At 40.5% G+C, this 13,202-nt stretch carries 12 protein-coding genes; all 12 read left to right on the forward strand.

Annotated features, from left to right (window positions below; translation table 11 throughout):
* The first annotated feature begins 9 nt into the window (after positions 1 to 9).
* The 12 genes from DL92_RS18805 to DL92_RS0109070 all read left to right on the forward strand — a co-directional run bounded on the left by DL92_RS18805 (position 10) and on the right by DL92_RS0109070 (position 13,202).
* A complete protein-coding gene (locus DL92_RS18805) occupies positions 10 to 1,593 on the forward strand; it encodes an NAD(P)/FAD-dependent oxidoreductase (protein ID WP_034468839.1) in 1,584 nt (527 codons plus the stop codon).
* 63 nt (positions 1,594 to 1,656) lie between these two features.
* Positions 1,657 to 2,607 carry a glycosyltransferase family 2 protein gene (locus DL92_RS0109020; protein WP_026655807.1) on the forward strand — a complete coding sequence of 317 codons (951 nt, stop codon included), beginning with the start codon at positions 1,657 to 1,659 and terminating at the stop codon, positions 2,605 to 2,607.
* Between the two features lie 39 nt (positions 2,608 to 2,646).
* Entirely contained in the window at positions 2,647 to 4,101 is a 1,455-nt protein-coding gene (locus DL92_RS0109025) for an MBOAT family O-acyltransferase (RefSeq protein ID WP_026667468.1), read from the forward strand.
* 29 nt (positions 4,102 to 4,130) lie between these two features.
* Positions 4,131 to 5,987 carry a CotH kinase family protein gene (locus DL92_RS0109030; RefSeq protein ID WP_026667469.1) on the forward strand — a complete coding sequence of 619 codons (1,857 nt, stop codon included), beginning with the start codon at positions 4,131 to 4,133 and terminating at the stop codon, positions 5,985 to 5,987.
* 20 nt (positions 5,988 to 6,007) lie between these two features.
* Complete coding sequence (locus DL92_RS0109035; RefSeq protein ID WP_026667470.1) at positions 6,008 to 6,700, forward strand: polyphosphate polymerase domain-containing protein; 693 nt, start codon at positions 6,008 to 6,010, stop codon at positions 6,698 to 6,700.
* A 43-nt stretch (positions 6,701 to 6,743) separates the two neighbouring features.
* Positions 6,744 to 7,421, forward strand: coding sequence for a DUF4956 domain-containing protein (locus tag DL92_RS0109040; RefSeq protein ID WP_026655801.1), 678 nt, complete (start codon positions 6,744 to 6,746; stop codon positions 7,419 to 7,421).
* A 36-nt stretch (positions 7,422 to 7,457) separates the two neighbouring features.
* Positions 7,458 to 8,948, forward strand: a complete 1,491-nt coding sequence (locus DL92_RS0109045) for a hypothetical protein (RefSeq protein ID WP_026667471.1) — start codon at positions 7,458 to 7,460, stop codon at positions 8,946 to 8,948.
* Entirely contained in the window at positions 8,938 to 9,558 is a 621-nt protein-coding gene (udk, locus tag DL92_RS0109050; RefSeq protein ID WP_026655798.1) for a uridine kinase, read from the forward strand. Before DL92_RS0109045 ends, udk begins: the two co-directional genes overlap by 11 nt.
* Before the next feature lie 61 nt (positions 9,559 to 9,619).
* Positions 9,620 to 10,714, forward strand: coding sequence for a DUF6077 domain-containing protein (locus DL92_RS0109055; RefSeq protein WP_026667472.1), 1,095 nt, complete (start codon positions 9,620 to 9,622; stop codon positions 10,712 to 10,714).
* A gap of 1 nt (position 10,715) precedes the next feature.
* Entirely contained in the window at positions 10,716 to 11,594 is an 879-nt protein-coding gene (locus tag DL92_RS0109060) for a hypothetical protein (RefSeq protein WP_026667473.1), read from the forward strand.
* A 13-nt stretch (positions 11,595 to 11,607) separates the two neighbouring features.
* On the forward strand, positions 11,608 to 12,486 hold the full coding sequence (locus tag DL92_RS0109065) for a LicD family protein (protein ID WP_026667474.1): 879 nt from the start codon (positions 11,608 to 11,610) through the stop codon (positions 12,484 to 12,486).
* Between the two features lie 2 nt (positions 12,487 to 12,488).
* The gene (locus tag DL92_RS0109070) at positions 12,489 to 13,202 is read left to right on the forward strand and encodes an IspD/TarI family cytidylyltransferase (protein WP_026667475.1); all 714 of its coding nucleotides are present in this window, start codon (positions 12,489 to 12,491) and stop codon (positions 13,200 to 13,202) included.

Here is a 13,202-nt window from a genome sequence, read left to right on the forward strand (position 1 = left end):
GTAAATGTGATGAAGAAGGCCTTAATTATTGGTGCGGGTCCTGCGGGGCTTACTGCTGCTTATGAGCTTTTGACCAAGTCAAAGGATTATCAGGTAGTAATCTTTGAGGAAACCGACCAGTTTGGAGGAATATCAAGAACTGTAGAGTATAAAGGAAACCGCATGGATATGGGCGGTCACAGATTTTTTACCAAGGTTCCCGAAGTTAATGCATGGTGGGATAAGATGCTTCCCGGACAGGGAAAACCCACTTATGATGATATAGTTCTCGACAGACCGATGAAGATGACAGAGGGCGGTCCTGATCCTGAGAAAACAGACAGAGTAATGCTTAAGAGACATCGTGTCTCACGTATTCTTTTTGATTCAAAGTTTTACGATTACCCGATTTCACTTAAGGGTGAGACTTTTAAGAACTTTGGCTTTTTGACTACAATGCAGGTTGGATTCTCATATATGGCTTCTGTTTTCCACAAGAGACCTGAGGACAATCTTGAGAATCTCTATATCAATAACTTTGGCAAGAAGCTTTATTCAATGTTCTTCGAGTATTATACCGAGAACCTTTGGGGCAGACATCCAAGCGAGATTGATGCTTCATGGGGCAAGCAGAGAACCAAGGGCTTATCTATTTTCGGAATAATCAAGGACTATCTTGGAAGACTTTTTAAAGTTAAGAACCGTAAGGTTAACACTTCGCTCATAGAAGAGTTCAAGTATCCCAAGCTCGGCCCCGGTCAGCTCTGGGACGTAACTGCTGAGGAGATCAAGAAACTCGGTGGTACAATTATTGTAAATGCAAAGGTTACCGGAATCAGGAAAGACGGCAATCATATCAAAGGCGTATCTTATCTTGTTGATGGAAAAGAGATTGAGATTGACGGCGATGTAGTTATCAGCTCAATGCCGATAAAGGATCTCGTTGCAGGAATGAATGATGTTCCCGCTGATCCCGCAAGAATTGCCGCAGGACTTCCTTACCGTGATTATATGACTCTCGGTGTGCTTGTTCCTAAGCTTAATCTTGAGAATAAGACCAAGATCAAGACTATCGGAAATATCGTGCCTGATAACTGGGTATATGTTCAGGATAGAAGTGTTAAGATGGGAAGATTCCAGATTTACAACAACTGGTCTCCTTATCTGGTAAAAGATCTTGAGAATACAGTATGGGTCGGACTTGAGTATTTCTGCTTTGAAGGCGATAACATGTGGAATATGACCGAGGATGAGTTTGCCAAGATGGCAATTGATGAGATGGTCAAGCTTAAACTTATCGACAAGGCAGATGAAGTTATCGACTATCACATGGAGAAAGTTAAAAAGGCTTATCCTGCTTACTTTGATACATATGATGAGATGGACAAGCTCATCGAGTATCTTGATACTATCGACAATCTCTATTGCGTAGGCAGAAATGGTCAGCATAGATATAACAATATCGATCATTCAATGTGTACATCCTTTGAGGCTGTTAAGAATATCATAAGTGGAGAGACAGACCGCAGCAACATATGGAACGTTAACACTGAGGAGGAATACCATGAAACATCTACTTCCGAAGATGAAGCAGATGAGGTGGAAATAGATTGACGATACATTAAATTTTAATGCGGTGCTTTATGATGATACAGCACCGCATTTTTTAGGAGTATTATGAAAAAAATAAGTGTTTTGATCCCCTGTTTTAATGAGGTGGAGAACGTGGAGGGTATTTCCTCCGCAATTGAAAATGTCATGAAAAAAGATCTTTCAAACTATGATTATGAGATCGTTTTCATAGACAATGCGTCTACAGACGGAACAAGAGATAAGATTGAGAAAATCTGCGAGGGAAATAATAAGATAAAGGCGATATTTAATGTCACAAATTTCGGACAGTTCAATTCGCCTTTTCATGGCATGTGCTCTCTGGACGGAGACTGCGTCATTCCCGTGTGTGCCGATTTCCAGGATCCGGTTGAGCTTATTCCCGTATTTGTAAAAAAGTGGGAAGAGGGCCACAAGATCGTCAGCGGGGTAAAATCTTCAAGTAAAGAAAACGGATTAATTTATTTCCTCAGAACTGTCTACTATAAGACTATAAAGAACATTTCAAGTGTTCAGATGATAGAGCACTTTACAGGTTTTGGTCTTTATGACAAGACCTTTATAACACTTCTCAGACAGCTTAACGATCCGATTCCGTTCATAAGAGGAATCGTTGCTGAGTACGGAGCCGGTTTCAATATGACAACGGTTGAGTATGAGCAGCCTAAGAGAAGAGCAGGCAAGACACACAATAATTTCTATACCTTATATGATGCGGCAATGCTCAGTATTACATCATATACAAAGGTGGGATTACGTCTTTGTACTATAGCGGGATTTGCTTGTGCAATTATAGATATGATCGTTGCATTTGTATATCTTGTACTTAAGCTTACTCACTGGTACAGCTTCCATGCAGGTTACGCGCCGATGATCATCGGAATGTTCCTTATCGGTGCAATACAGCTCTTTTTCATAGGGCTTACCGGAGAGTATATCCTTAACATCAACACCAGAGTTATCGGCCGTCCCATAGTTGTTGAGGAAAAGCGCATCAATTTTGAAAATGATAAATAATGTGACATTACACTGATTTACAGACCACAGGGAGAAACAATGACCTTTATATCATTTGCATTCATGGTATTTTTGCCATGCGCCGTTTTGATCAACTTCATAGTTCCGATAAAGTATCGCTATATCTGGCTTCTTATAGCAAGTATGATATTTTATTCAACTGCAGGCATAGGGGCGATGGTTGTCCTCGTACTTTCTATGCTGTCGGTGTATGCAACAGGTATTTACCTGGGAAAAAAGAAGAAGGCAAAGCTTGTATTTGTTTTGTGCCTGCTCTTTAATCTCGGAATTCTTTTTGTGTTCAAATATTTTAATTTCTTCATGCAGATTCTGGGTATTGCCACAGAAGGAGCCTATGGAAATATTCAGCTGAATAATATGATCATTCCTCTCGGACTGTCTTTTTACATACTTAAGTCCGTAGGCTATCTGATTGATGTTTACAGGGGAGATATTGTCCCAGAAAAGAATTATCTTAAATTTGCTCTTTTTGTTTCATTTTTCCCGCAGATTCTTGCCGGACCTATCGAGAGAGCGGGAAATATGCTGGAACAGTTCGATAATCCCAAGCCCATTGATTTTGACAGATTCAGAAACGGTTTTCTTCAGGTGCTTTGGGGATATTTCCTTAAGCTTGTTGTTGCGGACAGACTTGCTATTTTTGTAAAAGCTGTATTTGATGCCGAAGACGGTATAAGGGGAACGATATCTTTTGTTGCGATCCTGTTCTATACATTTGAGATTTACGCGGATTTTGCGGGCTATTCACATATTTCGATCGGAATAGCAAGGATTCTTGGAATTGATGTAATGAATAACTTTGAGTGTCCTTATCTTGCAAGGTCGATCGCGGAGTTCTGGAGAAGGTGGCACGTTTCACTTTCGTCATGGTTTAGAGATTATCTGTATATTCCGCTTGGTGGAAACAGAAAAGGAACAATCAGAAAGTTTATCAATATACTTATTGTATTTACTGTGAGCGGCCTTTGGCACGGCGCAGATTTTACTTTCCTTGTATGGGGACTTCTTCACGGTGTATATCAGGTGATAGGAAGTATAGTTACTCCTGTCAGGGACAAGATCACAAAGACATTTAACATTGGAAGAGCAAGTTTTTCACACAGAGTTGTAAAGACGGCGGGAACTTTTATTCTTGTAGCTTATGCGTGGGTGTTCTTTAGAGCGGACGATATAATGCAGGCTGTAAGGATCATCAGATATTCTTTTGTATTCACTCCGTGGAAATATGTTGACGGAAGCATGTACCAGTTCGGGCTTACAAGAGGAAACTTCCTCCTTGGTGTATTTGGCATATTGCTTATGATCATCGTTGATCTTGTGAACAGCAGGGGTATTGTTTTAAGGGAAAAGATACTGTGCCAGGGATTGTGGCTTAGATGGATCATTATGATAGTGGGAATCGTGGTTACCGTAGTGTGCGGCATCTGGGGACCCGGCTACGATGTGTCTGATTTCATCTATAAGCAGTTTTAATCTATTTTGAAAAGAGGAGTAGTTTTCGGTTGATCGGAGGAAGAAAAGTAAAGAGCATATGGCTCATACTGGCGCTGCTTGTTGCGGCATTGTCGGTAACGGTTTTTCTTATAAAGGATAAAGAAAGAAGTGCAGAGAAGTACAAGGATTACAATCTTGCAATATGGGAGAGTGTGGGATTTGTGGCTTACGGCAATCCTGTTGAAACGGCGAGCGGAATAAATGCGCATTTTGACAGTGACGGTAAGCTGTGCTATGACGTATATCTTCCTGTGGATGAGGGAGAAGAAATCGAACTTGTTTGTGATGAAGGTATTGAAGTTACTGTCGGTAATGAAACTTATACAGGTGGAGATGTTTTAAATGTACCTTTATTTGAAAGATTGAACGGTGAGATAAATGTTCCCGGAGTGGGCACCGAAACGGCTGATTTTAGATTTATAGCGGCAAGTGGGATTCCTTCAGTATATCTGGGAACATATAATGATACAAAAGATTTTTTGAAGGAAGTAAAGGGAAATACCGCTGCAGGTTTTTGCACAGTTTTAAATGGAGATGATTCCAAAGATTATAGCGGAAACTGCAATATTCGTGTTCACGGAAATTCATCCTTTTTTTTCGATAAGAGTTCGTATCAGTTCAATCTTGAATCTGATGTGGGAATACTTGGGATGCCGGCGCAGCGAAAGTGGGTCCTTATATCGGAGTTTATTGATGGATCATTTATGAAAGATGCCATAATGTACAGGCTTTCTAAGAATACTGGAGATAAGTATTCTCCTGAGTTTCGCTATGTGAATGTCTATCTGAACGGGCAGTATGAGGGACTTTATCTGCTTTTGCAGAAGGTTGATATCGATGGCGGAAATATTGATCTCAATAATCTTGAGGTTGTTAATAATGTTGCCGGCGATAGGAAGATGAACCAAAATAATACCGGAGGATATCTCGTTGAGCTTGGAGCGGCCGATGCTTTTCAGGATACTCCTGAAAATCTTATTGTAGAGACACCTAACAGATGGATGGAAGTAAAGTCGCCGTCCAATCTTACAGAAGATCAGCACAAGTATTTGACAGATCTTGTTAATGAGGCGGAACAGGCTCTTTATCTTTCTGACGGTGAAAAGACCGAATCGGGGAAAACATGGTCTGACTATTATGATCCCGAATCATGGATGCGCCAGTATGTGTTTCAGGAGATATCGATAAATTATGATACGGAGTATAACAGCGAGTTTTTCCATATTAAAGAAAACGATAGGAAGTTATACGGCGGTCCGGCCTGGGACTTTGATAAGTCAATAAACGATTATGTTTCCTTTATTCAGAATGAAAGATTGAATTATATGATCAGATCGATTCACAATAATTCAATAGTAGTAAAGGATAAAGACAATTCGGGAGTAATGTGGCTTAGGCAGTTTGATTCGCACAAAGATTTCCATGACGGAATGAAGAAATTTTTCTTTGAAAAGGCTGAGCCGCAACTTAAAAAGATTCTTTCGGAAGATGTGCCTGTATGGGAAAAAGAAATTGAGAAATCGGCAATTGCAGATACTTACAGGTGGTCCGTCGAAGATATTGATAATCCGAATGATCCGGCAGATTCTTTTGCAAATTCGGTAAAGAAAATTACCGGAGTCTTTGCTGACAGGACTAAGTTCCTTGATGCATATTATAAGAATGAAGATGCTTATTATATTGTGACTTTTGTTTTGGATGAAGCCAGAATTGATCTGATGGTTCCGGTTAAAAAGGGAGATACGATAGGCGAAGATTCGCTTCCGATTTACAAGGACAGTAATGATTGGTACTATGGCAAGGAGTTATTTACTCCCGAAACCGTGGTCACAAAGGACATGGTACTTACGCAGAAACAGCATTAGGAAGGACAGAGCAGAATTTTATGGGTAACAGATACAGAAACGAACAGAAGTATCTTCTGAATAAATCTGACGTCGCTATCCTTAAGATGAGGCTTGATGCCATGATGGAAAAAGATCCGCATGTGCGTGACGGCACGTCTTATCTGATTCGCAGTGTGTATTTTGACGATCCGAATAATTCCTGTCTTCATGAGAAAGAAGACGGAGTTTTTTTCCGAAGAAAGTGGAGAATCAGAATATATAATTGCAGCGACAAGGTGATACATCTTGAATGTAAAGAAAAACTGGGCAATATGACACATAAAGACAGCATCACTGTTTCAAGAGCGGATGTTGAAGCGGCAATGGCGGGAAATATTGAGCCGGATAAGAACAGAGAACCTTTATGGAATGATTTTGCATTGCAGGTCATGACAAAAGGCTTCAGACCGGCGACTATTGTTCAATATGAGAGAATCCCGTATATCTGGAGGCCTTCAAATGTGCGTGTCACGATTGACAGATGTCTTTCTTCGAGCGAGATGTTTGACCGATTTTTTGATGAAGATCTGCCGGTAAGGCCTATTATGGCGAGGGATCTTGATCTTCTGGAGGTGAAGTATGATACGCTTTTGCCCGATCACTTAAGACAAGTGATGATTCTTGATAATATGAGATATACTTCTTTTTCTAAATACGAATTGTGCCGTCGAATGCCAATGCAGGCATTTTGAACGGATGGCATACGAAGCACAGCATTATAACGGAGGATGAGAAATGAGTTTTAAGGATATTTTAAAGAAATCTTTTTTGGAGAATTACGCTCAGACGGAAATGAGCATCAGGACAATAGTAATTGCGATCGCGCTTACATGTGTATTTGCGGTATATATTTATCTTTTTTACAGAGTTGTTACAAAAAAGAGCTTTTATTCAAAGAGCTTTAATATCTCTCTTGCATCGATTGCGATCATAACTGCGGCAATTATTCTGACTATCCAGTCAAGCGTTGTGGTTTCTCTTGGTATGGTGGGTGCGCTTTCTATCGTAAGATTTCGTACCGCAATAAAAGATCCCATGGACCTTGTGTTCCTGTTCTGGTCAATTGCTGTCGGAATCATCTGCGGCGCGGGATTGTTTGGAATAGCACTGGTGCTTTCCGCATCGATCACAATACTCATTCTTGTTCTTGAGCTGGTTCCTCAGGCGAAGGCTCCTCAGATTCTTTTGATAAGCTTCAGAGACAGTGATGAGACCAATGACGGTGTTGAGAAGATTCTTACAGAGAGCAAGAGCTATTACAGTGAGAAGAGCAGAACAATAACAAACGGACAGATAAGTCTGGCTTTCGAGATCAGAACATCAGACGGAAGAAAGCTTTGCAGCAGCCTTTCGGGACTTGACGGAGTAAACAGCGTATCACTTCTTAAGCATGACGGTGAAGTTACATATTAAGCGTAGTGCTGAAGGCACTGACAAGGGCATGAATTTATGAAAAGAAAGATAAACATAGCTTTAAAGTGCATATTTTTTACTATAACCGTGGGCATTATTTTATATGCAACGACGATAGTTTTGGAGAGAAAAGACAGCTTGTATAAGTATGCCGATTTTTTTGAACTTGCCAAAAAAGATCAGATAGACGTTCTTTTTATCGGATCTTCTCACGTAATAAATGCGATAAACCCTACGGTTCTTTATAATGAGTACGGATATACTTCTTACAATATGGGAGGACACGGTTCGCTCCTTCAATCAACATATTGGGAACTAAGGGAGGCGCTTCAGTACACGACTCCGAAGTGGGTTGTTGTTGATGCCTATATGCTTGAGAAGAACTATCGTTACCTCGATGACAGAGATGCAAATCCCGATGAGGATGAGGTAAATACTTCTGTTGAGCAGCTTCACCTTAATATGGATGTGTGGCCGTTTAACGACCTCAAAGTTGAGGCGGTAAACGATCTTATACAGGATAAATCGATCCGAAGAGAATTCCTTTTTAATTTCCTTGTTTATCACAACAGGTGGGAATACATTTCCGAGGATGATTTTAAATCGGTATTCGGAGATGAATCAAAGAACGAATTGTTCGGCGCAGAGATGAGATATGACGTTGAGACTTCTTTTACTTTCTGTAAGGAACCTGAAAAGGGAGAGGTTCTTCCGGAGGAAACGGTCGGAGAGCGTTATCTCAAAGCTATCATTGAGGAATGTAAGAAAAGAAACATCGGGGTGCTTGTGACTTTCGATCCTTTTAATCCTGAGTCAAAAGATATTATTGCCGCAAATTCGGCTGGGGCTATAGCAAAATCCTACAATGTGCCTTATCTTAACATGCTTAATTCGGATGTTATCGACATATACTCAGATTTAAACGATCACGGCCATTTGAACGCCGTTGGATCCACCAAGACAACCAAAGCCATAGGAAAGTGGCTTAAGAACAATGCCAAGCTTGTTGATCACAGAGGCGACGAGGCTTATGCATACTGGGATGAAAAGAGTGATAACTTCTATGAATCGATAAGATCGGATACAACCGATGAGGACAACCTTATTTCCAAATTAAGCCTTTTGTCTCTTGGAGAGTATGGCTTTGTTTTATACTGCAATGAAGGTTCTCAGGTTTTTACGGATAAATCAATGGAACATGTCATAAGTGGAATAGCGGATTCAAATATGATCAAAACTACGTCTGGGCCGTATATACTTATCAAGGATCCAAAGACGGGCAAGACATATGAAGCTTCCGGCGACGGAAATCTTGAGAATGTTGAGACAGCGATGGGACATATGTATTATCAGCCTGTTGAACAGAATTTCAGGCTTTTTTATGAGGCGGACGATCAGGATACAAACTATCTGTATGACGACGCTCATGCGAGTGCCGATATTCAGATAATAATATATGATAAAGAAACCGGAGAAGTGGTGGAACATGAGTATTACACTTCAAAAGGAGGAAGATATGCAAGGTAAGATCTGTATTGTCGGAATTGCAGGTGGTACCGCTTCGGGCAAAACGACAATAGTAAGAAAGATAAAAGAGAATTTTGGTGATGATATTGTTGTCATCAACCATGATTCATATTATAAAGCTCACAACGACCTTTCATATGAGGACAGGTCCAAGCTTAACTACGATCATCCGGATTCATTTGATACACAGATGATGATCGAGGATGTAAAAAAGCTTAAGAATAACGAGGAAGTTGATATTCCCGTTTATGATTTTTCTGTTCATAACAGGGCGGATGCCACGGTACACATTGTTCCTAAGAATGTTATAATCCTTGAGGGAATCCTGGTTCTTGAAAATAAAGAATTAAGAGATCTTATGGATATCAAGGTTTTCGTTGATACGGATGCGGATGAAAGACTTATGCGAAGGATAAGGCGTGATATGGCGGAGCGTGCAAGGAGTATAGAGTCGATACTTAATCAGTACGCAGATACGGTTAAGCCTATGCATGAGCAGTTCATTGAACCCAGTAAAAAATATGCAGATATTATTATTCCCAGAGGCGGCGAAAATCTTACGGGAATCAACATTTTACAGCAGCACATAAAGAGCATGCTTGTTATATGATAAGCATGGTTTGCCGTGATGCGGTTGTAAGTATAAGAAAATTGCTTTGGGAGAATGACATATGTTAATGGTTGCATGGTCCGTAGTGCGCCTGATCTATTGGATGTTGGTAGTGCCATATCTTATCGGACAGCTTTTCAACTTTATATTACCTGAGGGGAAAAAGACAATAGGAATCACATTTATTCTTGGATTTCTTATTTACATTGCTATATTTGAAATGGTCGCGATTCCCTGCATAATCAATTATGTTTACGAGTCGTTTACGCATTGCAGACAGATTTATGTGGTGATCGTATCGCTTTTGGCAATCGGCGGATCTTTTAGGTTCAGTAAGTCGATCTTTAAGAGGGATATTGTCTGTGACCTTAATACAGAGACCAAAATTTATTATGGAATCTTTATAGCACTTGTTCTTTTTCAAGTGGTAATGAACTTTATATATGCACCGTTCAACGGTGATGATGCCGAATATGTGACAAATTCACTTATAGCGCAGCAGTGGGGATCTATGAACAGGATCGACCCTAATGTTGGAGGCCCAATTGACCTTAAAACGAGAAATGTGCTTGCAGCTGTTACAATGTGGATTGCCTTTATAGCCAAGAGCTCATCTGTACATGCCACTATAGTTTCGCATGTAGTAATGCCACTCTTTGTTTTACCGCTTGTTTATTATGTGTATTATCAGATAGGGAAGAGTCTTTTTAAGGAGAAAAAAGAAATCGTTCCCGTATTTATGATTTTTATAAATGTACTGTTTATGTTTGGAAATGTTTCGCTGAGTACGCCTGCGACATTCCTGCTAATGAGAAGTTGGCAGGGTAAGGCTCTTTTTTCAAATCTTGCACTTCCGATGATCTTTTGGCTCTTTTTGCTTATGTTTGAAGATGTATCCGCAGTGAACGAGGCGGCCGGAACTAAAGAAAAACTTAAGATCACCGCACCCTGCTGGATAATGCTTGCGCTTGTAAATGTACTTTCATGTATCTGTACTGAGCTTGGTGTTGCGCTTGGATGCGTACTTGTTGCAATCCTTACGATTGTTTTGTTATATGCATCAAAGAGATGGACTGTGCTTGTAGGAGCTTTTTTGGCGGTTATTCCCAATCTGGCTTATGTTGCCTTTTATTTAATTCTGGGGGGTGGAGCATAATATGTACGGAATTTTTATGGAATGTTATGTGGCGCTCAGACAGTATTTTGGAGGCGAATCGGCCGGAGATATCAGGGCATATCTTAACATGATCGTTTTTATTGCTTCGGCGATATTTATCATGATCAAGGAAAAAGACAAAGTAAAAAAGATACTTTTTGGAATAATGCCACTTGTGATAATTGCGGGATTTCTTTTGCCGATAACAAGGATAATATATGTCGGTCATGTTGATAAAGACAGCCCGGAAACGTATTATAGAATATTGTGGTTGATACCCATGTATATTGTTATTGCATACGCTGCATGTCTGATAATGATGAAAATGAAAAGCGATGCGATAAGAAGAGTGGTAATGGTTGCTGCGGTTCTTGCGATCATGCTTACAGGCAAACTTGTATATACAAACAGATACATGTATAAGGCAGAGAACATTTATCATATTCGCCAGGATGTTATTGATATATGTGAGCTTATAAAGCCTGCAGAAGGAGAAGATAATCCGAGGGCGGCTTTTCCCGAAGAACTGACATGGTATGTAAGGCAGTATGATACTCATATCCTTATGCCTTACGGAGCAGATATTATTGAGGGTGAAGCTAAGGGAATGTACTGGGATCCTGTGTATGATGCGATGAAAAATGCAGAGGTCACGGCCGAAGGCGTTGAGATAGTTGATGCCAAAGCGATTGTTGATGCGACAAGAGAAGAAGAGTGTCGATATGTCATCATGCCCGAGGATACAGAGAAAAGGAAGCTGAGTAAGGATCTTACGACATTCGGTCTTAAGATTGTTGATAAAGTCGGTAAGTTTTATGTCTATGAAGATCCTGTTGTAGTTGAGAAGCTTGAGGAAAAGAAAGCGGCAGAGAAGAGTTAAGGAAATAAGTTAAATGGATAAAGAAGTACAACAATACCTCGACAGGGTGCATGAGTCGGATTTTGCCATGCTCTCGGAGGTAGACAGAATATGTAAAAAACATAATATACAGTATTATCTTCACGGAGGTACGTTCCTTGGTGCTGTAAGGCATCAGGATTTTATTCCGTGGGATGATGATGTGGATATTCTTTTTTTGCGTGAAGATTACGAGAGGTTTATTGACGTATATGAGAAAGAGGCGGATAAGAGATTTAAACTTCTTAGATTTGAGAGATATCCTCAGTTTTTTGATTTTATAACAAAGATCGCGGATTACGATCTTACTTATGAAGAGACCTCTTTTGGAGCGGAAGATTTCTACGATCACAGGTATTCTCATCCTACGCTCGATCTTTTTGTATTTGATAAAGAGGCGGATAATCACAAGTGGCAGCTTATCAGGATGAAGCTTCTCTATGCGCTTGCCATGGGGCACAGACCGTACGTTGATTATTCAAAATTTAAGGGCGTGATGAAGATTGTATCTTTCCTTCTTACAACTGTCGGAAGGTGCATACCTTTCAAGGTTATAGCATATAAATATATTAAGCTTCAGACACTCGGAGGACTTGCAAAGAGAGCTCCGGGTAACGAGAAAGGCTCTGGAGATGAGACAACTCTTTTCATCTCAAATGAGCAGCCCGATCCAAGGTACTGGGGACTTGATTTTGATGCGGATCACCTCATATACGGACCTGATACAGCTAAGATAAGAGGCAAGGAATTCCCAATTCCGAAGAACCACGACAAGTGGCTTAAGAAGACTTATAAGGATTATATGAGTCTTCCGCCTGAGGATAAAAGAGTTCCCATGCACGTGAATGTTATAAAGAAAAACGAGGACCTATAATTATGAAAACAATAGCACTTATAATTGCCGGCGGTACGGGAGCCAGAATGAAGCAGGACATTCCCAAGCAGTTTCTTACGGTAAATGAGAAGCCTGTTATTGTATATACGCTTGAAGCGTTTCAGAATCATCCCGAGATTGATTCTATCGCCGTAGTGTGTGTTGAAGGTTGGGAACAGATGCTTATGGCTTATGCCCGCCAGTTCAATATTTCAAAACTTGAGCATGTCGTTCCGGGCGGAGAGAACGGGCAGGGTTCCATACGAAACGGTGTGTATGAACTTGAGAAGAATTTTGATGCCGATTCGATAGTGCTTATCCATGACGCGATAAGACCGATGGTTTCCGCGGAGATCATATCCGACTGCATCATGAAGACCAAGCAGTACGGAAATGCCATCACGGCTATTCCTTGTGCGGAGGCTATGCTTACCACAACGGACGGCGAAATGTCTGATAAGACATACCCCAGAGATAATCTTAAGAGAACTCAGACTCCGCAGGGATTCAGACTCGGAGAGATCTGTGATCTTCACAGAGAGGCTCTTTCAAAAGGAATAACAAATTCTGTCGCATCTTGTACGCTTATGACAGAACTTGGCAGGAAAGTATATTTTTCACAGGGCTCTGAGAAGAATATAAAACTCACGACAGTAGACGATATTGACATCTTTAAGGCGCTCCTCATGAGCAAAAGGAGTGAATGGTTGAAGTAA

This window comes from Butyrivibrio sp. AE2005 (assembly GCF_000686965.1).
GTDB lineage: Bacteria > Bacillota > Clostridia > Lachnospirales > Lachnospiraceae > Butyrivibrio > Butyrivibrio hungatei_A.

Excerpts from the sequence above, each read along its gene's own strand:
- DL92_RS0109040 (WP_026655801.1), top strand. The coding sequence starts at position 6,744 with ATGAGTTTTAAGGATATTTTAAAGAAATCTTTTTTGGAGAATTACGCT.
- DL92_RS0109060 (WP_026667473.1), top strand. The coding sequence starts at position 10,716 with ATGTACGGAATTTTTATGGAATGTTATGTGGCGCTCAGACAGTATTTT.
- DL92_RS0109035 (WP_026667470.1), top strand. The coding sequence starts at position 6,008 with ATGGGTAACAGATACAGAAACGAACAGAAGTATCTTCTGAATAAATCT.
- udk (WP_026655798.1), top strand. The coding sequence starts at position 8,938 with ATGCAAGGTAAGATCTGTATTGTCGGAATTGCAGGTGGTACCGCTTCG.
- DL92_RS0109025 (WP_026667468.1), top strand. The coding sequence starts at position 2,647 with ATGACCTTTATATCATTTGCATTCATGGTATTTTTGCCATGCGCCGTT.
- DL92_RS0109055 (WP_026667472.1), top strand. The coding sequence starts at position 9,620 with ATGTTAATGGTTGCATGGTCCGTAGTGCGCCTGATCTATTGGATGTTG.
- DL92_RS0109070 (WP_026667475.1), top strand. The coding sequence starts at position 12,489 with ATGAAAACAATAGCACTTATAATTGCCGGCGGTACGGGAGCCAGAATG.
- DL92_RS0109020 (WP_026655807.1), top strand. The coding sequence starts at position 1,657 with ATGAAAAAAATAAGTGTTTTGATCCCCTGTTTTAATGAGGTGGAGAAC.
- DL92_RS0109065 (WP_026667474.1), top strand. The coding sequence starts at position 11,608 with ATGGATAAAGAAGTACAACAATACCTCGACAGGGTGCATGAGTCGGAT.
- DL92_RS18805 (WP_034468839.1), top strand. The coding sequence starts at position 10 with ATGAAGAAGGCCTTAATTATTGGTGCGGGTCCTGCGGGGCTTACTGCT.
- DL92_RS0109045 (WP_026667471.1), top strand. The coding sequence starts at position 7,458 with ATGAAAAGAAAGATAAACATAGCTTTAAAGTGCATATTTTTTACTATA.